26 protein-coding genes are annotated in these 21,435 nt (G+C 35.7%); 20 read left to right on the top strand and 6 right to left on the bottom strand.

The annotated features are described in order from the left end of the window. Positions 1–19: 19 nt before the first annotated feature. Genes QZ657_RS00480 through QZ657_RS00465 form a run of 4 tightly spaced genes read left to right on the top strand, consistent with a single transcriptional unit; the run spans position 20 to position 3,340 of the window. On the top strand, positions 20–484 hold the full coding sequence (locus QZ657_RS00480) for a single-stranded DNA-binding protein (RefSeq protein ID WP_291964267.1): 465 nt from the start codon (positions 20–22) through the stop codon (positions 482–484). Between the two features lie 20 nt (positions 485–504). Next, on the top strand, positions 505–1,833 hold the full coding sequence (locus QZ657_RS00475; protein ID WP_412759661.1) for a gliding motility-associated protein GldE: 1,329 nt from the start codon (positions 505–507) through the stop codon (positions 1,831–1,833). Continuing rightward, positions 1,823–2,383 (top strand): gliding motility lipoprotein GldD, encoded by a 561-nt coding sequence (gene gldD / locus QZ657_RS00470; RefSeq protein WP_291964265.1) that lies wholly within the window; start codon positions 1,823–1,825, stop codon positions 2,381–2,383. The genes QZ657_RS00475 and gldD overlap by 11 nt, the downstream gene beginning before the upstream one ends. Before the next feature lie 6 nt (positions 2,384–2,389). After that, positions 2,390–3,340, top strand: a complete 951-nt coding sequence (locus QZ657_RS00465) for a pyridoxal-phosphate dependent enzyme (protein ID WP_291964263.1) — start codon at positions 2,390–2,392, stop codon at positions 3,338–3,340. 15 nt (positions 3,341–3,355) lie between these two features. On the opposite strand, the gene QZ657_RS00460 is transcribed toward QZ657_RS00465, so the two are convergent. Both QZ657_RS00460 and QZ657_RS00455 read right to left on the bottom strand, forming a co-directional pair. Next, positions 3,356–3,775, bottom strand: coding sequence for a hypothetical protein (locus tag QZ657_RS00460; RefSeq protein WP_291964261.1), 420 nt, complete (start codon positions 3,773–3,775; stop codon positions 3,356–3,358). A gap of 1 nt (position 3,776) precedes the next feature. Continuing rightward, positions 3,777–4,148 (bottom strand): heavy-metal-associated domain-containing protein, encoded by a 372-nt coding sequence (locus QZ657_RS00455; protein WP_291962308.1) that lies wholly within the window; start codon positions 4,146–4,148, stop codon positions 3,777–3,779. Positions 4,149–4,305: 157 nt separating this feature from the next. Here QZ657_RS00455 and QZ657_RS00450 point away from each other — a divergent pair, with 157 nt between their 5' ends. Beyond that, positions 4,306–5,196: a DMT family transporter gene (locus QZ657_RS00450; RefSeq protein ID WP_276470881.1), complete on the top strand. Its 891-nt coding sequence runs from the start codon at positions 4,306–4,308 to the stop codon at positions 5,194–5,196. Positions 5,197–5,264: 68 nt separating this feature from the next. Next, positions 5,265–6,008: a GIN domain-containing protein gene (locus QZ657_RS00445; protein WP_291964260.1), complete on the top strand. Its 744-nt coding sequence runs from the start codon at positions 5,265–5,267 to the stop codon at positions 6,006–6,008. 72 nt (positions 6,009–6,080) lie between these two features. Here QZ657_RS00445 and QZ657_RS00440 read toward each other — a convergent pair whose 3' ends face one another. Next, positions 6,081–8,153, bottom strand: coding sequence for a M16 family metallopeptidase (locus QZ657_RS00440; protein ID WP_291964259.1), 2,073 nt, complete (start codon positions 8,151–8,153; stop codon positions 6,081–6,083). Between the two features lie 7 nt (positions 8,154–8,160). Next, positions 8,161–9,483 carry a M16 family metallopeptidase gene (locus QZ657_RS00435; RefSeq protein ID WP_291964257.1) on the bottom strand — a complete coding sequence of 441 codons (1,323 nt, stop codon included), beginning with the start codon at positions 9,481–9,483 and terminating at the stop codon, positions 8,161–8,163. 182 nt (positions 9,484–9,665) lie between these two features. Here QZ657_RS00435 and QZ657_RS00430 point away from each other — a divergent pair, with 182 nt between their 5' ends. From QZ657_RS00430 to rpmA, 3 genes are all read left to right on the top strand, one after another. Further along, positions 9,666–10,130, top strand: coding sequence for a DUF4199 domain-containing protein (locus tag QZ657_RS00430; RefSeq protein ID WP_276470885.1), 465 nt, complete (start codon positions 9,666–9,668; stop codon positions 10,128–10,130). Positions 10,131–10,217: 87 nt separating this feature from the next. Continuing rightward, entirely contained in the window at positions 10,218–10,886 is a 669-nt protein-coding gene (rplU, locus tag QZ657_RS00425) for a 50S ribosomal protein L21 (protein WP_291964255.1), read from the top strand. Between the two features lie 41 nt (positions 10,887–10,927). Beyond that, complete coding sequence (gene rpmA, locus QZ657_RS00420) at positions 10,928–11,188, top strand: 50S ribosomal protein L27 (RefSeq protein ID WP_276470887.1); 261 nt, start codon at positions 10,928–10,930, stop codon at positions 11,186–11,188. Between the two features lie 78 nt (positions 11,189–11,266). Here the strand turns inward: rpmA and QZ657_RS00415 are convergent, their stop codons facing one another. After that, positions 11,267–11,791, bottom strand: coding sequence for a 5' nucleotidase, NT5C type (locus QZ657_RS00415; protein WP_291962296.1), 525 nt, complete (start codon positions 11,789–11,791; stop codon positions 11,267–11,269). 149 nt (positions 11,792–11,940) lie between these two features. Between QZ657_RS00415 and QZ657_RS00410 the strand changes: the two genes are divergently transcribed. Beyond that, positions 11,941–12,273 carry a CCC motif membrane protein gene (locus tag QZ657_RS00410; RefSeq protein ID WP_291964253.1) on the top strand — a complete coding sequence of 111 codons (333 nt, stop codon included), beginning with the start codon at positions 11,941–11,943 and terminating at the stop codon, positions 12,271–12,273. A gap of 129 nt (positions 12,274–12,402) precedes the next feature. Continuing rightward, positions 12,403–12,987, top strand: a complete 585-nt coding sequence (locus QZ657_RS00405) for a DUF3332 domain-containing protein (RefSeq protein ID WP_291962294.1) — start codon at positions 12,403–12,405, stop codon at positions 12,985–12,987. A 68-nt stretch (positions 12,988–13,055) separates the two neighbouring features. On the opposite strand, the gene ahcY is transcribed toward QZ657_RS00405, so the two are convergent. Next, entirely contained in the window at positions 13,056–14,372 is a 1,317-nt protein-coding gene (gene ahcY / locus QZ657_RS00400) for an adenosylhomocysteinase (RefSeq protein WP_291962292.1), read from the bottom strand. 82 nt (positions 14,373–14,454) lie between these two features. Here ahcY and QZ657_RS00395 point away from each other — a divergent pair, with 82 nt between their 5' ends. From QZ657_RS00395 to QZ657_RS00355, 9 genes are all read left to right on the top strand, one after another. Next, positions 14,455–15,093: a 4'-phosphopantetheinyl transferase family protein gene (locus tag QZ657_RS00395; protein ID WP_291964251.1), complete on the top strand. Its 639-nt coding sequence runs from the start codon at positions 14,455–14,457 to the stop codon at positions 15,091–15,093. A 26-nt stretch (positions 15,094–15,119) separates the two neighbouring features. Further along, on the top strand, positions 15,120–15,380 hold the full coding sequence (locus tag QZ657_RS00390) for a hypothetical protein (RefSeq protein WP_291964250.1): 261 nt from the start codon (positions 15,120–15,122) through the stop codon (positions 15,378–15,380). Then, a complete protein-coding gene (gene pnuC, locus QZ657_RS00385; protein WP_291962287.1) occupies positions 15,364–15,996 on the top strand; it encodes a nicotinamide riboside transporter PnuC in 633 nt (210 codons plus the stop codon). The genes QZ657_RS00390 and pnuC overlap by 17 nt, the downstream gene beginning before the upstream one ends. Further along, complete coding sequence (locus QZ657_RS00380) at positions 15,957–16,520, top strand: ATP-binding protein (protein ID WP_276470895.1); 564 nt, start codon at positions 15,957–15,959, stop codon at positions 16,518–16,520. Before pnuC ends, QZ657_RS00380 begins: the two co-directional genes overlap by 40 nt. Next, positions 16,517–18,055, top strand: a complete 1,539-nt coding sequence (locus QZ657_RS00375) for a DUF4301 family protein (RefSeq protein WP_291964247.1) — start codon at positions 16,517–16,519, stop codon at positions 18,053–18,055. The genes QZ657_RS00380 and QZ657_RS00375 overlap by 4 nt, the downstream gene beginning before the upstream one ends. 208 nt (positions 18,056–18,263) lie before the next feature. After that, the gene (locus QZ657_RS00370) at positions 18,264–18,566 is read left to right on the top strand and encodes a hypothetical protein (protein WP_291964245.1); all 303 of its coding nucleotides are present in this window, start codon (positions 18,264–18,266) and stop codon (positions 18,564–18,566) included. A 152-nt stretch (positions 18,567–18,718) separates the two neighbouring features. Beyond that, positions 18,719–19,021: a hypothetical protein gene (locus QZ657_RS00365; protein ID WP_276470898.1), complete on the top strand. Its 303-nt coding sequence runs from the start codon at positions 18,719–18,721 to the stop codon at positions 19,019–19,021. A 618-nt stretch (positions 19,022–19,639) separates the two neighbouring features. Continuing rightward, positions 19,640–19,957: a hypothetical protein gene (locus tag QZ657_RS00360; RefSeq protein WP_291964242.1), complete on the top strand. Its 318-nt coding sequence runs from the start codon at positions 19,640–19,642 to the stop codon at positions 19,955–19,957. Positions 19,958–20,131: 174 nt separating this feature from the next. After that, positions 20,132–21,435: sigma-54-dependent transcriptional regulator (locus QZ657_RS00355; protein ID WP_291964240.1), on the top strand; the 1,304-nt coding region annotated here is incomplete at its 3' end.

The raw sequence follows: 21,435 nt of genomic DNA, 5'->3' as shown, positions 1-21,435 counted from the left end.
ATTTTTATATCTTTAAGTTATGAGCGGTACATTAAATAAGGTTATGTTAATTGGGCATTTAGGTGATGAAGTTAAAATGCATTATTTTGAGGGAGGCGGTAGTATTGGTAGATTTCCAATAGCTACAAATGAGACATATACCAATAAATCTACCGGAGAACGTGTTACAAATACAGATTGGCACAATGTAGTGGTTAGAAACAAAGCTGCCGAAATCTGTGAAAAATATTTGAGCAAGGGAGATAAGGTATATGTTGAGGGAAGATTGAAAAATCGTCAATGGCAAGGTGAAGATGGTAATACCAGATATTCTACCGAGGTGCATGTGCAAGAATTTACATTTTTGAATACAAAGAAAGAAGGTATGCAGAATAATAGTGGTTCTGCCCCCGTTGCCCAAAAACCCGCAAGTACTGAAAATAAAGCATCATCGTCTGCGCCTGCACCTGCAAGTTCAGAAGAGGATGATGATTTACCGTTCTAACAATAATTAAATAGTAACTATTGGACCCAGACCCCTTACCGTTATTGATGACAACGTTGGTTGTAAACGGTGTTTTTGCAATGAACATAGTTGTACTATTTGTACTGCTTATTTGCTCTGCACTCATTTCTGGTGCCGAAGTGGCTATGTTTGGCTTGTCCACGACCGAAATTAAAGAGTTGCAGGATGAGAAAACGGCCAAAAGCGCTATCCTTATTAAACTTCTAGAACGGCCTAAGAAATTGTTGGCTACTATATTGATAGCAAACAATGCTATAAATATTGGTGTAGTTTTATTGTTCAGTGTTATAGGCGATACTCTTTTTGAAAATATTGATCGAATATGGTTTGGTGTTCTGTCTGAGCGATTTTTGTTAGAAGTAGTAGTGGCAACCTTTCTGATTCTAATGTTCGGTGAAATTCTACCAAAGGTATATGCCAATAGAAATAGAATGAGTTTTGCGCATTTTATGGCTTATCCGTTAAGAGTGTTAGATTTCATTTTTTCACCATTAAGTTTACCAATGCGTTCAGGTACCTTGTTTTTATATAACAAGCTTGGCAAGCAAAAATCAAGTTTAAGTGTAGATCAGCTGTCACAGGCGCTAGATTTAACCTCTCAAGGCGATACTACCAAAGAGGAAAAGAAAATTTTGGAAGGTATTGTAACATTTGGTAATACCGATACCAAACAGGTAATGAGGCCTCGTATAGATATTTTTGCGCTAAATGACCAAATGAAATTTCCTGAAGTTTTAGGAGAGATCAAAAAGCATGGATATTCACGAATTCCTGTGTTTGGTGAGAATATAGATACGGTTAAAGGCGTACTTTATGTAAAAGATTTATTACCGTATTTAGACCGAAAGACTTTTAATTGGATGACCTTGATAAGGGAGCCTTATTTTGTTCCTGAGAATAAGAAGTTAGATGACCTATTGGGAGAGTTTCAAGAAAAGAAGAACCATCTGGCCATTGTGGTAGATGAATATGGCGGCACCTCTGGGTTGGTTTCTTTAGAGGATATTATTGAAGAAATCGTAGGTGATATCAGTGATGAGTTTGATGATGAAGATTTAATTTATTCCAAGTTAGATGACTTCAATTATGTTTTTGAAGGCAAAACTCCGCTTAAAGATTTTTATAGGGTCATTAAATTAGAGGATAATGAATTCTTTGAGGATAACAAAGGTGAGTCTGAAACCCTGGCTGGCTTTGTTCTGGAAAAAGCAGGCAGTTTTCCAAGGCGAGGAGAGAAAATAGTGTTTGGCTCTTATACCTTTGTTGTAGAGGCTATGGATAAGAAAAGATTAAAACAAATAAAAGTAACCTTACCACATGAAGAGTAAGTCATTCGTTAAGTTTTTAGCAGTTTTCCTTTTGGTAATAAGCTGTAAAAATGAGCAAGTGCTACCCAAGCCAAAAGCGAAAATGAGATTGGAATATCCGCAAGGGAAACTGGCAGATTTAGAAACAGAAAATTTTAAATTTAAGTATAACGAACTGGCAAGAGCAGAGCCAAATGGCGATCAGGCCTATACTATTTCATACCCAGAAATGAAAGGAGCTATTTTTTTAAGCTATAAGGAGATAGACGGTAATTTATCTCAGTTGATTAATGATTCAAAAAGATTAAGTTATGAGCATGCCGCAAAGGCAGATAATATTGTAGAGCAACCTTATGTAAATCCTGAGGAGAAAGTTTACGGCGCCCTATTTGAAGTTCAAGGTAATGCAGCTTCGCAATCTCAATTTTTTGTTACGGATAGTACTAAGCATTTTCTTACCGGGTCGGTTTATTTTTATACCAAACCTAATTATGATTCCATTCTTCCGGCGGCATCATATCTTCAGAATGATATCAGGGGAATTATTGAAACCTTACGTTGGAAAAAATAGCTGTGTATGTTGACAAAACAAGACCTATTAGATTGTCATAAACGAATAGCTCCATTTGTTCACAATACACCTGTATTAACATCTAGATTAATTGACGAAAAGGTCAATGCACAAGTTTTTTTCAAGTGCGAGAATTTTCAAAGGGCAGGAGCTTATAAAATTCGAGGTGCTACCAATGCTATTCTACAATTATCAGAAGAACAAAAGAAAAGCGGAGTAGTAACCCATTCATCAGGTAATTTTGCCCAAGCCTTATCTCTTGCCGCACAGAATGTAGGGGTAACGGCACATATTGTGATGCCGAATACCGCCCCTGAGGTTAAGAAAATAGCCGTTAGGGAATATGGTGGTAAGATATACGAGTGCGAACCAACAGTAGAAGCTAGACAGTCATTGGCAGATGATATCGCCGCTAGAACTGGTGCAACTTTTGTACACCCTTCAAATGATAATAATGTAATATTAGGTCAAGGTACTGCGGCTCTAGAGTTGTTGGAAAACCTACCCGACCTAGATTTTATATTCTGCCCGGTTGGTGGTGGCGGTCTAATTGCCGGTTCTGCATTGTCGGTAAAATATTTTACCCATAATTGTAAAGTTTATGGTGCCGAACCTTTTGAGGCAGATGATGCCTACCGTTCTTTGCAAAGCGGTGCAATAGAAAGTAATGAAAGCACTAATACTATTGCAGACGGATTAAAAACCATGTTGGGCGACAAGAATTTTCCAATAATATTAAAGTTGGTCAGTGGTATTGTTAGAATTACCGAAGACGAAATAGTGGCCGCTATGAAACTGGTTTGGGAACGTATGAAGATTATAATAGAACCTTCTAGTGCGGTAACGGTAGCTGCAGTTTTAAAATGCTCAAAAGCACAGCCAAGAGTTTTTCAGAATAAAAAAATTGGAATTATCATTTCAGGTGGTAATGTAGATCTGTCTAAATTACCCTTTTAGCAAAAATAATTATTGTTACTTGTCAAGAATAGCTTCTGCACGTTCAATGCTAGAATTAATATTTTCTTTTACTTGTTTAACTTTTGCTTCCTCCTCTTTTAGCCACTCTTTCTTTTCGTCAGAAAGTGCTTTGCCGTTCATAATCTCTTCGGAATCAAAACGGTCTCCAAAACCTTGCATCCAATCCATCATAGATTTATTGGCATCTTGAAGGTCTTTCATTGCCTTTGCTTCGACTGATTCTGCTCCAAGCGAATCTGCCATTGGTTTTAATTGACCTACTAATTTTCCTATAGTACCCATTTTTGGCATCACTTCATCATGAATGCTCATTACGTGCTCCATTTTAGAAGGTTCTTCTGTTTTCTTGGTTTCTTGGCAGGCTACAAAAACAAAAAAAGCTGCTATGGTAAGTATGTGAAGTATTTTTTTCATTCTAATTGCTTTGCGGGTTAATGGCCGTTATTGTTTTGGTAGACGTAATACTATAACTGTAATCTTTGACCTTGGTGTCCGTAATTATTTTTTTTACTTCTTCTGTAGTAATTATTGAAGGGTCAAAAGTTATTAATCCGCTTTTGTTTTTAAAATTAATATCAGAAGAAACCACACCTTCGGTTTCCATTAAATTTGATGAGATTTTATCCGCGCAACCTTCTTGACAGGCCATCCCTTCAATTGTAAGTAATATTGTAGTGCTATTGCCTACCAAAATTTCATTAGGTAAAGTTTCTCCCTCTTGGGCAAAAGATGCACTTGTAGATATCGTAAATATGGTAATAAAAAGAATTAATATTTTAAATTTCATATCTGTAGATTTAGCAGATGCCTTTTAAAAGCAATTATAGTTACAATGTAAAGATACCAAATATGTAAAACGCTTTGGTAATAGCGGTATAAAAATTACAGGAAATGAGGCTGGTTTATTTAGAAAAAAGCCCACTTTTGTTTTAAAATTATGAGCATTGAAGAATATAGATCAAAAATGGATTTACCTAATACTTCTATCATTTATATGGGGTTCTTCCTTTATATTGATTAAAAGGTCTTTGGTTGGCTATTCGCCTTTACAAGTTGGCGGATTACGAATTGTATTTGCTTCGGTATTATTATTTGTTTTGGGTTTTAGATCTTTGAAAACACTTTCTAAAACAGATTGGAAATGGGTAGCCATTGCGGGGTTGTGCAGTTCATTTTTTCCTCCCTTTTTCTTTGCCCTGGCACAAACGGAAATAAGTAGTGGTATTACTTCAATTTTAAATTCTGTAGCACCTTTGTTTACCACGTTGGTGGGGTTGGCGCTCTTTGGGCTATCCTTAAAGGGCAGGCAAGTTCTTGGGGTTTTAATTGGTTTGTTCGGTACTGTTGTGTTGATTGCGGCAGGCATGGAGAATAATGACGACCAGAATTATTGGTATTCGTTGTTCATTATCTTCTCGGCCTTGGGATACGCATTTAACATTAATATTATAAAAAAGTATTTAGCACATTTGACTCCCCTTGCAGTAACCACGGCAAGTTTTGGGGTTGCGGTTCTTCCGGCATTTGCGGTTTTGTTGTATACGGGGGTTTTTGTGCAATTTTTGGATAATAGTGCTATGCATGAAGCGGTTTGGTATATAATGGCATTGGCTTTTTTGGGTACGGCTTTGGCAAATATTCTATTCAACAAATTAATAAAATTGTCCAGCCCTGTATTTGCTGCTTCTGTTACCTATTTAATACCTCTGGTAGCGGTGTTGTGGGGCTTTTTAGATGGGGAGAATATAAGTGTTCTGCAATTGCTTGGCGGATTTATTATTTTGTTTGGAGTTTGGCTTGTAAATAAGAAGAAAAGGATTGTTCAGCAGAAATAGCAAATTGAGTGTAACAAAATTGATATTGGCTTGTCTTTGTATAGAACTAATCAAAAAAAACGAAAATCATGAAAAAAATACTATTTGTACTTCTTGCGGTAACTCTTGTTGTAGGCGTGACCAATGGGCAAGAAAAAACGTTTAACGTAAAATCTTTTGATAAGCTGATTGTAAGTCCCCATATAGCGGTAAATCTGGTAGAAGGGGAAGAAGAGGGTGTGGTCATAGAAAATGCCAAAGTGTCTTTAGATAAAATAAATGTAGAAGTAGAGGGCAGAACGCTGCGTTTGTATTTAGACGGTGCCAAAGTGGTAACAAAATCTGAACGCATTTCAACTGATCAATGGCGTGGTAGTAAGTCACTATATAATGGTACAATGGCAACTGCAACAGTTACTTATAGAAAATTAGAAAATTTATCCATAAGAGGAGAAGAGGTCGTTAGATGTAAAGATCTTTTTAATGCCGATGATTTTAAAATGTCCTTATACGGTGAGGCAAAAGTATATTTCGATTCGGTTTCTATAGATGAACTTACAGTTGCTATTTATGGTAGCAGCTATTTGGAAATTGGTGAAGGTGCTGTGGCTCGTCAGGTATTTAGGGCCTATGGCGAAAGCGAAGTAAATACGGTGGGTATGATGGCAGATGAGACAAAAATTACCGCTTACGGCGAAAGTAATTTTAGGGTCAATGTAAAAGACCGGTTGAAAGTTACATGTTACGGAGAAACAAATGTGAATTACACCGGCAGCCCGGAGGTGGATAAAGGATTAATTTTTGGAGAAGCAAGAATTAGAAAAATAGGTTAGGAGTTAAACTTAAAAATTAAAAAACAAAAAACCCGCTAATTAGCGGGTTTTCTTTATTTACATAAATATATGTTATTCAAAATCTGTAGGTGATACACCCTCATTTACTTTAATTTCAGAAACTATGAATTCAAATGATTGTGGACCTACGGTCTGTATAATTTTATAAGGGAACAATATGCCCGAGACTTCTTTGTAATCTTCAAAATTAGAAGTACTGGCAATTTTTTGGCCTTGCATTTCGGTTACGGTAACCTCCTGTAGTTTTAGTCCGGTTTCGGCGTCAAAGAATGCAGATTTGTTTTCTCCAACCTTTAATTTGTACGCATTTTTATCGCCAATCATTTCCATGCCCTCTATAACTACAGAGTCATCGTTCAGTAATTGAAGCTCAGTAAATGGAGCAGATTCTTTTTTAATGGCATCCAGTTCTTTTTCTTCTAGATCTTTACGTTGTCCTTGCATAATCATATAACCGGTATCTCCGTTAAGAACTTGTTTGCTTACAGAGTTACCCATCATTTGTACGTCTTGCATAAGTTGGCTGCTAGATGTTTTTTTAATGTTTAAGTCTAATTTCATTCCTTGCATTTCTGCTGCTGCCATCATGGCTAAGGTATTTACGCTCTCAAGTTTGTCTTTGCCGCCAATAGCTGTAATATACTTTTCAATTACGGATTTTGCGGAAATATCGGTTGGTACGGCAGCATTGTAATCTGGAGTTTCAACTCTGTCGGCAGTTTTGGAATATGCAAGTACCGGAAGTTTTTTGCCCTTATAGTCAATATTTTGGAGACCGGAAAGAATATCACTTCCTTTGCCTACGACGATTACCCTGGCATTGTTAACGTTAAAATATTTTTTTGCGGCAGCTTCTACCTCTTCTTTACTGACCTTGTCTAGCTTCTCTAGGAATGTTTTATAAAAATCTTTGGGCAGGTTTTCTTTTTCGATATTCAAGGCATATCGGGCAATTGTTTCTGGATCTTCTAGCGCCATAATAAAACTACCGGCATAAAGTGCTTTTGTATTATTTAATTCCTCATCGGTAACAGGTGCGGTGACAATGAGATCAAGTTCTTTTAACATTTCTACTACAGAACTGTCTGTCACCATATTTCTAACTTCTGCAGTTGCACTAAATCTAGATGGACCATATTTGTCGTTGCCAATAGAAGAATAGGCACCGTAAGTATAACCTTTGTCTTCTCTAAGATTTGAGTATAATCTGCTGTCCGCTCCCCCGCCCAAAATTTCATTGGCCAAAAGTGCGGCGATATAATCATTGTCTTTCATTTTAAGGTTCACGATATTCTGAACTGTAATTTCAGACTGTACCGCATTTGGCATATCAACAAAGTTGATTTGCGTATTTGGTACATTTTTAGGTTGAGAATAAGAGAAACTTGGTGGTACGGCTTTTGTCCAAGAGGTAAAGTATTTCTCGGTCAATGACTTTACTTCTTCAAGGTTCACATCACCAATAACAATTAGGTATGCATTAGCCGGTACAAAATAATCTCTGTAAAATTCTTCAACATCACTTAGAGTTACATTATTTACGGTTTCTTCTGTAGTGAATTCACCATAAGGGTGGTTTTTACCGTAAGCTAAAGCACGTTGTACTCTACTGGAAATTGAGGAAACTACTTTCTCTTCGGTTTTTAATCCAGTAATAAGTTTTTCCTTTTCTTTGTCAAATTCCTCTTGCGTAAAATTTGGATAAATAGCGGCATCGGCCATTAGCTCCATCATTCTAGAAAAATATTTGGAAAGAGATTGGGCATAAGCACCTTGAGCGCTAAAATAAAGTCTGGCCCCTAAAAAGTCGATTTCTTCATTGAATGCTTCTTTCGTTATGTTTTTAGATCCTAGTCCTAATAGACTGCCTGTTAAGCTCGCAACACCAGCTTTGTCGCCTTCTAATATTGGCGGGTTATCTATAGATAGTTGCATAGAAACTCTAGGTAATTTATGATTTTCTACTACAAGTACTTTTAAGCCATTGTTAAGGTTGAATGATTGTGGTACTCCTAGGTTAATTTCAGGTGCTGGACCTGGTTTAGGCATAACCGTACGGTCTACCTGTGCTTGTACGGCAATAAAGGAGAATAATGTTAGTAGTAATATATATGTATTTTTCATAGTCATTTTAGTTTGCGGTATTTTGTTCAGGTAAATATTCTAGAACCAATCTTTGGTTGGGCTTTAAATACTTGTTGGCGACCTCTTTAATTTCTTCTCTTGTAATAGACCTGTAAACTTCTATTTCCTTGTTTATTAAAGATGTATCGCCATAAAGTGCATAATATTTGGCAAGAGATGATGCAATACCTTCAACACTGGCATTACTGTTTACAAACTTATTTTCAAACTTGTTCTGTAGTTTTTGATAATCGTTTTCGGATATAAGCTCGTTCCTTAATTTTTCAACTTCTGTCTCAATAGAAGTATTAAGTGTATTTAAACCAGTTTCGCCTACCGGAAGTGCAAAAACAATGTACATACCGTAATCTTCTAATGTAACTGGTATTGCGCCAATTTGTAAGGCCTGCTTTTCTTCATCGACCATTTTCTTATAAAGTTTTGAAGAAGGGCCGTCAGACAAATAGGTAGAAATCATTTCTAACACCTGGCTATCTCTATCTTTAAGGCCGGGAGTTCTGTAGGCGATCATAGTAGCCGGTATTTGAATATTGGAATCGTAGGCCTTTGCGTTGATCTGTGATGTAATTGGAGCTTCTTTTGGAAAGTTTCTTTCAATTTCTGCTCCCTTGGGGATATCCTTAAAATAATCAGAAATTAGCTTTTTCGCATTTTCCTTTTCAAAATCGCCTGCTATGACCAAAACAGCATTGTTCGGAGAATAGAATTTTTTCTGGAATGCAATGAACTCATCTAACGTAGCGGCATCTAAGTCTGCCATTTTTCCAATAACCGTTTCTTTATATGGATGGTTTTTAAAAAGATTCTTCTTTATGTTTTCAAGGAATTTACCGTAAGGAGAGTTATCTACACGGAGTCTTTTTTCTTCTTTGACAACTTCGTTTTGAGTATCGACACCTTTCTGGTTAATTACCGGATGTAACATTCGTTCAGACTCTAACCAAAGGCCCAATTCCAAATTATTGGAAGGGAAAACTTCATAGTAATAAGTTCTGTCTTCATTGGTAGTGGCATTACCTGAGCCACCGTTGGCAGATACAATTTTGTCCCATTCACCTTTCTTAATGTTCTCTGTACCCTCAAATAACAAGTGTTCAAAAAAGTGTGCAAAGCCTGTTCTTTGTGGGTCTTCGTCCTTTGATCCTACGTGGTACAATACCGAGATGGAAATAATTGGGGCGGTGTTATCTTGATGTAGAATAACGTGCAAATCATTTTCAAGGTTGTACTCTTCGTAGGCAACCTCTTGGGCGAGTCCGGCAAATCCAAAAACGGACAGGGCCGAAACCAGTAGTGATTTCATTTTCATTGAAACATTTTTAAGTTAGTGATTATATGTTCTGTGTTATTAGTATCTGGTATATTCAATTTGTTACATAAATAGCGTTTTTTGTAAGAACAATCTTCAAAATAAGTATTCTTTAACAAAAATTATTTTAATATATTTTGTTTATTGATTATCTTAAAAGTCTAAACAAAAAAATATTCGTTATGAAAAATTATGCCTTGCCCATTAGATTTGGTGTTGCCGCCAGTGGATCGTTAATAGCTTATTTTCTAATACTATCGTTGCTTGGGCTGCACGTAAATGTATTCTATAGTTTGTTCAATGCGGTAATTACCGGTTTCGCGATTTTTGAGGCGATCAAATATTATAAGTTAAAAAAAGGAAGCGAATTTAATTATGCAGGAGGTTTTATGGCAGGTTTAATTACCGGTGGCGTTGCAACTTTGATCTTCACAATCTTTTTTGCCTTTTATTCTACAGAGCTACAGCCCGGTTTCTTAGAAGAGTTGTCTACAAAATGGGCTAATACGTATAGAAGTTTTGAAGCTATTGTTTTTTTGGTAGTTGCAACTATGGGTTTTACCAGTAGCATTGTTTTAACTCTTGCATTTATGCAACTCTTTAAAACTTCGAACACTACATTGGTAAAGAGTGTGCAAAATATATAAAAAAGACTTGTTATTTCAGGATTTAGATCTATATTTGCACCCGCCTATGGAAAAAATCCATCAGGTTTAATCATTACATTTAACAATATGTACGCAATTGTAGAGATGGCAGGGCAGCAATTTAAAGTTGCAAAAGACCAGAAAGTGTACGTTCACCGTTTACAGGCAGAAGAAGGTAAGAAAGTTACTTTTGACAATGTTCTTCTTTTAGCTGATGGATCGAACGTTACTATCGGCGCCCCGGCTATAGACGGAGCCGCAGTAGAGGCTAAAGTCGTTAAACACTTAAGAGGTGACAAAGTAATCGTTTTTCACAAGAAAAGACGTAAAGGTTACAAAAAGAAAAATGGACATCGTCAGTCTTTAACAGAGATTGTAATCGAATCTATTATTTCTAAAGGAGCGAAGAAATCTGAAACTAAGAAAGCTGAACCAAAGGCTAAAAAAGTTGAAGAAAAAGCAGTTCCGGTAGCAGCACCAAAAGCAAAAGCAAAAAAGGCTAGCGCTAAAGGTGATGATTTGAAAAAAATTGAAGGTATCGGTCCAAAAATTGCCGAGACTTTAAACAATGCAGGTATTTCTACTTTTGCTGAATTGGCAAAAACAGACGCAGCTAAAATTGCTGAAATTATAGCGGACGTTCGTGGAAATCACGTAACCGATACATGGCCAAAACAAGCGGAATTAGCTGCTGATGGTAAATGGGACGAGTTACAAAAATGGCAAGACGAATTAGACGGTGGTGTAGCTAAATAAGCTAGGTCATCAAAGTATAATAATATTTAAAACCTTAGACAATGGCACATAAGAAAGGTGTAGGTAGTTCGAAAAACGGTAGAGAATCAGAATCGAAACGATTAGGAGTTAAGATTTATGGTGGTCAAGCTGCTATCGCTGGTAACATTATCGTTAGACAGCGTGGAACAAGACACAATCCTGGTGAAAATGTTTACGCAGGAAAAGATCATACATTACACGCACGTGTAGATGGTCTAGTTAAGTTTGAAAAGAAAGCAGGTGGAAAATCATTTGTTTCCATTGAGCCTTTTGAAGCTTAAGCTTAAAAAAGTTATTTAAAAAAACCCCCTTCAGTAATGAAGGGGGGTTTTTATATCCTATCGTTTAAGATATAGTAATTATTGCAAAAGTTTCTCCCCAATCTCAAACCAAGTATTCACACGTTCAAAACCTTCGGTATTTACGTTATGTGGTGAGGTAAACTGTAAACTTCTACCATCAAAATTCTCTAAATTAAAACTTCTGTCGTCTATTAAAACATCTCCTTTTAGAATGTGTTTATGACCACAAAGTATACGGTTTTGCCAAGGTAAAAATGGAAAGTGTTCATCTAACCATTCACTTTTTTCTTCCAAGGAATTTGGAAATTGCATGGCAGCAGATGCTATGTAAACTTGGTGCTTATCGGCTAATTGTGCAAGTATTTCTTGACTGCCTGCTATAGGTTTCAGATTTCTAAAAAATCCTCTTCTAGTGGCATGTTTACGAACACTTTCTTGGTGCGCTTCCGGCACCATTCGCCATACTTCGGTGCCTGCACACAGATCCTTGGTCAATTCGCCATTAAATTCTTTATTGTATAGTTCAATATGGGCACCATAGGTATCTGCAATTACCTCGTCCATGTCAACAAATAGTATCATAGTGTTTTTTTAACGAAGTACGTAAAATCATTACTTGGATAAAAGGGATTCGCAAAAAGTAAATACACTATTGGCAAAATTTTTCAAAAACGTGGAACAAGATTTTTTTATTAATATTTTTAAGGGAACAAATTTTATAAATCTAATATATGCATACCAAGAAACTTCCAAATTCTTCTCTAATTTATATTTTATCAATGTTAAGTTGTTTTGTGTTTTGTTTAGGTGGTTTTGGTATCATTCCTGCAATTATATCCTACTATTTGGCATCTAAATCTGAGGGGATTTATAAAATGAATCCAGATGCCTACAGCAATTTTGGAAAAATTAAAAAAGGAAAGATTATTGCTGTCATAGGTATAGTCTTAAATATTATTGTAATTGGTATTGCCATTTGGACATTAAGCACAATTGGATGGGATGCATGGTCAGATGAATTTGTCAGAAAATGGAATGAGGGTATGCAAAATGGTAGAGGTTAATAGGATAAAAGTCATTTGCGAAGTTGTTATTTCTATAATTAATGGATATCGTTAATAATTAAGTTGTTTCAGTTTACAATTTTTTGAGTTTAAGACTAATTTGTACAACTAATTCTAAACGATAAAATCATGAAAAAATCAGTTATCTGCGTTGCAATGGCGAGTACGCTATTATTCTCTAGTTGCTTGGGGTCATTTAGTGCTTTTAATAATTTAAAGGACTGGAACCAAGGAGTCTCGGATAGTAAGTTTGTTAATAACCTGGTATTTTGGGGGTTGAACATAATTCCAGTTTATGGACTATTCTTTTTGGGTGATGCCGTAATTTTCAATGTTATTGAATTTTGGAGCGGATCCAACCCAATTGCTATGGAAGAAGGAGAGTCTGAAACTCAAATGGTCGAAAGAGACGGTAATACCTTTGAAATGACCGCTACTAAAAATAGGATGCAGGTAACTGTAGTCGATGGTCCTAAAAAGGGTAAGAAAATTGATTTGGTATATAAGCCAAGTGAAAAATCATGGAATGCGGTAAGACCTAATGGAGAGATTATAAAACTGTCATCTTTTGAAGAAGGTTTTTACATTGTTTACATGCCAAACGGTAAAGAGGTGAAAATTGATCCTTTAAGCTCTAAAGAGCAAGGGTTGGCTCAATTAAAGGAGCAAACAGATTGTTATTATTTAGAAGGTATGTTGGCAGAAAACAACTAACTGGAAAAGTATAGAACAAAAAAAGGTCTCGATAACATCGAGACCTTTTTTATTTATAGGACTATAATTTAGTATCTATAGTATTCCGGTTTAAAAGGACCTTCAACCGTAACACCGATATAATCGGCTTGGTCTTTCTTTAATTCGGTCAATTCTGCACCTAAACGAGACAAGTGTAATTTTGCAACCTTTTCATCTAAATGCTTTGGTAACATATATACTTCGTTCTTGTAGTTTTCACTATTCTTCCAAAGTTCAATTTGCGCCAACGTTTGGTTGGTAAATGAATTACTCATTACAAAACTAGGGTGTCCGGTAGCACAACCTAGGTTTACCAATCTACCTTCCGCCAATATAATAATATCTTTACCGTCAATTGTATATTTATCTACCTGAGGCTTAATTTCATCTTTAGTGTTTCCGTGGTTTTTGTTCAACCAAGCCATATCAATTTCATTGTCAAAATGCCCTATGTTACAAACAATGGCTTTATCCTTTAGAGCTTCAAAATGTTCGGCTCTAATAATATCCTTGTTACCGGTAGTAGTAATTACGATATCCGCATTACCAATAACGGTTTCCAGTTTTTTGACCTCAAACCCGTCCATGCAAGCTTGTAGTGCACAAATAGGGTCAATTTCCGTAACGGTAACAATAGAACCGGCACCCTTAAAAGAAGCTGCCGTACCTTTACCAACATCACCATAACCGGCAACGACAACGCGCTTACCTGCAAGCATGGTATCCGTAGCTCTACGTATAGCATCAACAGCACTTTCTCTACACCCGTATTTGTTATCAAATTTAGATTTGGTCACAGAATCGTTTACGTTAATAGCGGGCATAGGTAAAGTACCATTTTTAACACGCTCATATAAACGGTGAACACCTGTAGTGGTTTCTTCTGAAAGACCCTTAACATCAGACGCCAATTCTGGATACTTATCTAAAACCATGTTGGTAAGATCACCACCATCATCTAAGATCATATTCAATGGTTTTCTGTCCTCGCCAAAGAATAAGGTTTGCTCAATACACCAGTCAAACTCCTCTTCGTTCATACCTTTCCAGGCATAAACAGGTACACCTGCAGCAGCAATAGCGGCAGCGGCTTGATCTTGTGTAGAGAATATATTACATGAGCTCCAAGTAACATCTGCACCCAAAGCGGTTAACGTTTCAATTAAAACGGCAGTTTGTATGGTCATGTGAAGACAACCTGCAATACGTGCCCCTTTTAAAGGTTGCTCGTCTTTGTATTCTTCACGAAGGGCCATTAGGCCTGGCATTTCAGCTTCTGCCAATTCAATTTCTTTTCTTCCCCAATCGGCAAGGGTAATATCCTTAACCTTATAAGGCACATACGGAATAGTTTTCGTGCTCATATCTTTATTATTTTATACTTTCGTTTATCTGTGTACAGCAATTTTTAATTCGTGCAAAGGTACGAATAACACAAAGAAACCCATGCCGCTTTACAAAACTATAACAGTAAATGAAAAAACCTCTTTGGCCATTTGGAAGGTTGAAGAGACCGAAAATAAACTTTGGGAAGGTGTTGAGCTAACACCATATTGCCAGAATAGGTTCAATGGTATGAAATCTGAGCTTCATCGCAAAGCTTTCTTGAGTATAAGACACTTACTTGCCAAGTATGGCTATACAGATGGCGATTTGATCTATGATGAAAATGGAAAACCACATTTAAAGGATGGTAAGTTTATTTCCATAACACATTCTCATAATTTTACGGGCATCATCATAAGTTCTGTGGAACATGTAGGTATCGATATTGAAATGCAGCGTGATAAAATTTTGCGCATAGCACATAAATTTACACCCTTTGAAGAATACAGAACATTGGCAAATACCGCAGCCGTAGTTAGAAAGTTGACCATTGTATGGGGAGCAAAAGAATCACTCTATAAAATTTATGGGCATAGGGGAGTTAGTTTCTTGCATCACATAAATGTTCAGGATTTTAAGTTCGATGCCAATAATACTACGGCACAGATTATTTTTCAAGGGAACTTATCAAACTATAAAATTAGATTTATGGAGTTTGAACAGTTCACTTGCGTTTATGCAACAAGGAACAGAGAATAAATTAAAATATAAATAGCGCGTTATAAATGAATATATCGGTAGAATTAACATTTTCGCCATTGCAGGACGATTTTGAAAAACACATCATAAATTTTATAAAGAAACTTCGCGGTTGTGGTCTGGTCATTCTTGAGAATCCGTTAAGCACACAGGTATACGGACCATACGATGAAGTAATGAAAGTGCTGAATGCCGAGATAAAAACAGCGTTTGAACTTATGGATCGCGGGCTTTTATTCATGAAAATAGTGAAATCTGATAGAAGCGACTATGAGCCCCATTTTTGATTATCTCTTTGGTCAATATGCCGACTATGATACTTTAGATATTGTCCTTGAGGTCGTAGCGGTCGTTTTTGGACTGTTATCGGTGTGGTTTTCCAAACAAAACAACATTTTGGTATACCCCACGGGGTTAATAAGTACTTCAATATTTGTATACCTCCTTTTAAAATGGGGGTTGCTGGGCGATATGATGATCAACGCCTACTATTTTATAATGAGTTTATATGGATGGTATATATGGACAAGAAAAGTAGATGCAGAACATTACACACCAATTACCAGAGTAACCAAAAAGGAAAATAGTACCTCGGTCATCATATTTATAAGTACCATCATTTTTGTTTTTACCGTATACCAATTTTTTGATAAGTGGAATAGCTGGACGGCCTATGTTGATACCATAACAACAGCTATATTTTTTGTGGGTATGTGGCTGATGGCCAAAAGAAAAGTAGAAAATTGGATATATTGGATCATTGGAGATTTAATATCTATTCCATTATACTTTTATAAAGGATTTACGTTTACTAGTTTTCAATATCTCATTTTTACAATATTGGCCTTTTACGGGTATAATGCATGGAAGAAAAATATAAGCAAGAACCTTCAGATATCTTAAAAGTGGTTCTTTTTGGTCCGGAATCTACTGGAAAAACAACCTTGTCAGAGCAATTGGCAAGACATTACCATACCGTATGGGTACCGGAATACGCCAGGGAATATCTACAGGATAAATGGAACAACGAACGTAAAACTTGTGAACCTCATGACTTACTGCCAATTGCTGAAGGGCAAATGCGTTTAGAGAACAGTTTAACTAAAAAAGCTACGGATATTCTCATTTGCGATACAGATTTATTGGAAACCAAAGTATATTCGGAAGCTTATTACATAGGTAATTGTGATCCTATTTTAGAAAAATATGCATTGCAGAATACATATGACCTTTATTTATTGACCTATATTGATATTCCTTGGGAAGCAGATGATTTAAGGGACAAGCCAAATGAAAGGGAGCAAATGTTCAATTATTTTAAGGACACTTTAGAAAAATACGGTAAAAATTTTATTACCTTGAAAGGGAACAAAAAACAACGTTTAAATAAAGCCATTAACCATATAGATACCTTATTAGAGCAATGATAGAACTTACAGATAAAGACCAAAAGCAACTAGAGAGAAAAGGAATCTCTAAGGACACAATGCTGGGTCATATTAAAACATTTAAAGAGGGTATACCTTTTGTTAAATTAGAGAATGCCGCCGTAATAGGTAATGGTATTCTTAAATTTTCTGAATCTGAAGAAAAGGAACTCAGTGCATTTTATGATTCAAAATTAAAAGGACTTGATATTTTAAAATTTGTGCCCGCTTCTGGTGCGGCATCTAGAATGTTCAAAGCTTTGTTCAGCTTTTTAGGTGCGTATGATCCAGCAGAAGAGACTTTGGATGCATATTTATCAAGAACTAATGACAAGGATATAAAAAAGTTCTCTGAAGGATTGGAGCGCTTTCCGTTTTATCAAAAAGTAATGGATAGGATAGCTGTAAAATCTGATTCTCAAGGAGAAAAGGTTTATGGTTTCATTTCGGAACTTTTAGGTGAAAATGCCTTAAACTATGGTTTTTTTCCAAAGGGATTATTGCCATTTCATAAATACGGTAATTCTACTGCAACTCCTTTTGAAGAACATTTAAAAGAGGGGGCTCTATATGCCGGTTCTAACGGTAAAGCGAATCTGCATTTCACAATTTCAGAACAGCATGAAGAAATGTTCAAAGAAGAGTTTAAAGCGGCAGGACCAAAGGTAACGGGCGATACCGGTATTTCCTATAACGTAGACTATTCATTTCAAAAACCTTCTACAGACACCTTGGCGGTAGATATGGAAAATAAACCGTTTAGAAATGAGGATGGTTCTGTGTTGTTTAGACCAGGTGGTCATGGTGCCTTGATCCAAAATTTAAATGAACAGGACGCCGATGTAATTTTTATTAAGAATATAGACAACGTTGCTGTAATGAAAGATGCAAAAGCAGTTGCCGACAGTAAAAAGGTTTTGGCAGGTGTACTACTAAAAGAGCAGGAAAAAGCTTTTGAATATGCAGCGTTACTTGATAATGACAATGTAGATGATACGCAAATAGAAGAAATCAGAAACTTTTTGGTAACGAATTTAAATGTTCGTTTTACAGATGATTTTGATTCAAGGCCAAACACTGAAAAAGTAGCTGTTTTAAAAGACAAGCTCAATAGACCAATTCGTGTTTGCGGTATGGTTAAAAATGAAGGCGAGCCAGGTGGCGGTCCGTTTTGGGTAACCAATGGTAAAGGAGAAGTTTCTTTACAGATTATAGAATCTGCCCAAATAGACATGGATGATCAGCAGCAGGCAGACATATTAAAGAATGCTACACATTTTAATCCAGTAGATTTAGTCTGTGCTGTGCGTAACTATAAAGGTGAGAAATATGACCTGTTGAAGTTCGTAGATGAAAAGCAGGGTTTTATAACAGGTAAAACTAAAGATGGTAAAGAGTTAAAAGCTCTTGAGCTTCCAGGTTTGTGGAACGGGGCAATGGCGTTTTGGAACACCATATTTGTAGAAGTTCCATTAGTGACTTTTAATCCGGTAAAAAGTGTAGTAGATCTTTTAAAAGATTCGCATCAGGCATAATTATCAATGCTTACATAAGGTAAAAAAGTGTGTAGATTCTACACATTTTTTTTGTTTCTGCACAATTTTACACAGGGAAAGAAAGTGCAGTGAAAATCACAAGATATTGTAAATCAATAATTTATATATATAAAACTTGTAAGTTACAAGGTTGGCATAATTCTTCTAATATACCTATCAAGAATGTTTAATTTTAAAACGTAGAAAGATGAAAAAATTAGTTTTTGCCACAGCTTTAGCAATAGGTAGTTTAACAATAGGTACTGCAGCTACACCAATTATATTTCACGATGGTATCATGGAAGATGTATTCATTCAAGATTATACAGAGGTAGCAACTTCAGATTTACCTACACCAATTGTAAATGCCCTAGCATCAGATTACCAAGGTGCAATGTTGAATAAAGCATATATTGATGATGAAAATAACTATAAACTAGAAATTACTTCTCAAGATGGTTCTTCTGTAGTGTTGTATGCAGATGAAGAAGGTAACTGGTTAGAAATGTAGAAATTATAAGTTTGAGTTAGTTGTTTGTAAAAAGCTGCCTAGGCAGCTTTTTTCAGTTTAGCGCCTTTAAATTATGGCAATAGATAATCCATATGTCAGATTCTTCCGTAAATAATTATAGAAGTAGAGTTATTAACGATTAAAACATTGGCATGAAGAATTACGCATTATTGGTATTCTTGATTTTAGGAATAACATTGAACAGTTCAGCAATGACTGGTTCAAATTTTATAGAAGAAGAAATTACTATCATAACAGATGAGTACGTAAAAATAAAATCTAGCGAATTAACCCCTCCGGTTATTGAAGAAATATTAAAGCAATACCCAACATCTAAACTTGGGGGTGCTTTTAAAAATGATAAAGGAGAGTTCAAATTGATCATGGTACTTAAAAGCGGAACAAGAAAGACCGTATATATAGACCAGTACGGTAATTGGATCAACAAAAGATAGTCTGCATTACAGACGGAAATAAAAAAAACTGCTAAATGCGGTTTTTTTTTATTTAAAATGTGACCTATCAAAAAATGTTGTGTCTAAATAAGTGAAGCAAGTTATGAAACAATGGTCACATTAGTATTTATTTTAGTCTTAAGCACAGTTCTGATTTTTTCGTTAAGTATCATATCAAAACTATGTTTAGAGAAATAAATGATTAAAATATCACTTTCGCGTAAACACTAACCGTTAACTATGAAAGTGCCACCAAATAATTGTAATTGAAATAATCCCCCGGATTAGCATTGCCCAATTTTAGTTGTTGTTGAATTGATTGAGGTGTTGATTTAAAATTTTAAGACAAGAGTTTGATAGGTGGTTTGAGGGGGGGCTGCAATTTGCAGCTCCTTTTTTTTGTCCTCATTGCAGGAAAGCAATTTTATCTCAAGTAATAGATAAATTGAGTAAAAATTACACAGAAGAAATTATTAGATACAATTTTACCCAACTACACAAAAACTTAAATCACATAAATACCTGATAATCAATAATATTGTTATCTATTGGTTTTGTGGCATTCTTTTTTCTTAGTTAATAGTATTGAAAAGTAGTATTAACTTAAATATTAGAAAGATGAAGACTTTATTTTTATTAGGGGCATTGACATTAGGTGGTTTTACAATAAGCGCACAAGATGTATTAATGGCAGAAAACGGAATCCAACATAATCAAATAAATGAAACGTTGGTCGTGGCCGATGATTTTAAGGAAATTTCAGTAGCAGAAGTTCCTCAAGCAGTATCAGATGCAGTAGCTAAGAATTTCCCGACTGCTAGTCTAGATAAAGCATATACGAACAGTGAGAAACAGTATAAGTTGATATTGTCTCTTGAAGATGGAACACAAGGAACCGTATATGCGGATGAAAATGGGAATTGGATAGATATGTAATTATAGAGAAACTTGTTTGTTCAAGTTGGTTTGGTCAGGAAAGGATAGCTAAGTGCTATTCTTTCCTTTTTTTTTGCTCTATCGAATTGATTAAATAAGCTTTATGATAATTTTAAAATACAAATAGTCGTCTTATGGTATTTTTACGTAAATACTTAGAATACCAAACTTACTATGTCCAAAATTTTAATTTTAGAAGACGATACTTCTTTTGCTCAAATGCTAAAAAAGTTTTTGGAAAGAAATGGTTTTGATATTGTGGTAAGTCAGACCGGGTTAGATGGTGAAAAGCAACTCAAAGAGCAAAATTTTCAATTAGTAATTACAGATCTGCGTTTACCGGATTATGATGGCATTAAACTCGTTTCTCAACTAAAGGACAGTATTCCGGTAATAGTAATGACGGGTTATGCGGAAGTATCTACCGCAGTTAAAGCCATGAAAATGGGTGCGTATGATTATATTTCAAAACCATTTACGCCAGATCAAATGTTAGCTGTAATTGATGGTGCATTACACGCTAAACCAATTACTTCCAAAGAAACGGCTATTACAACAAAAAAAGACTCAAAATCAACTGTAGAAAATGAAGATAAGTCGTCAAGTTCTAATGACTTGGAGTTACTTAGTGAAGCTGCGCAAAAATTAGATGAACATATTGCCTTGGTGGCACCTACAGACATGTCTGTTTTAATTATTGGTGAGAGTGGTACTGGGAAAGAGGTTACGGCAAAAGCAATTCATCAAAAAAGCAATCGTAAAGAAAAACCGTTTATAGCGCTAGACTGTGGGGCAATACCAAAAGAACTTGCCGCTAGTGAATTTTTTGGTCATTTGAAAGGAAGTTTTACTGGGGCTATAGCCGATAAAATAGGAAGTTTTGAAGCGGCAAATGGGGGAACCTTGTTTTTAGATGAAGTTGGTAATCTTTCTTATGAGAATCAAATACAACTATTAAGAGCTTTACAAGAGCGTAAAATTAAAAGAATCGGTAGCAATACTGAAGTGGAGGTTAATGTCAGAATTTTATCGGCCACCAATGAAGATTTAAAAGCAGCAGTGGAAAAAGGTAATTTTAGAGAAGATCTATATCATAGGTTAAATGAGTTTTCTCTTCAAATACCTGCTTTAAAAGACAGGCAGGTGGATTTGGCTGTACTAGCATCTCATTTTTTGAAAAAGTTCAACCAAAAATTAAACAAGCAGATTCTTGATTTTTCAGATGAGGTGTGGAATGTTTTTAATACATACCACTGGCCAGGTAATATAAGGGAATTGCAGAATGTTATTCAACGTGCAGTGTTATTGACTACCACCAATCAGGTACAAGTGAATACTTTGCCAGAAGAGCTCATGGAGTCAAAGCCGGAAAAACTGGACTTAGGTAGTGTCTCTAAAGCAGATTTTGAAAAAGAACAAATTGTTAATGCTTTAAAACGTACTAATTACAACAAGTCTAAAGCGGCCAAGTTATTACA

It is taken from the genome of Maribacter sp. (assembly GCA_020629415.1).
GTDB classification, from domain to species: Bacteria; Bacteroidota; Bacteroidia; order Flavobacteriales; family Flavobacteriaceae; genus Maribacter; species Maribacter huludaoensis.
Note: the sequence above shows the minus strand (reverse complement) of the source record. Positions and strands in the feature narration are given on the sequence as shown.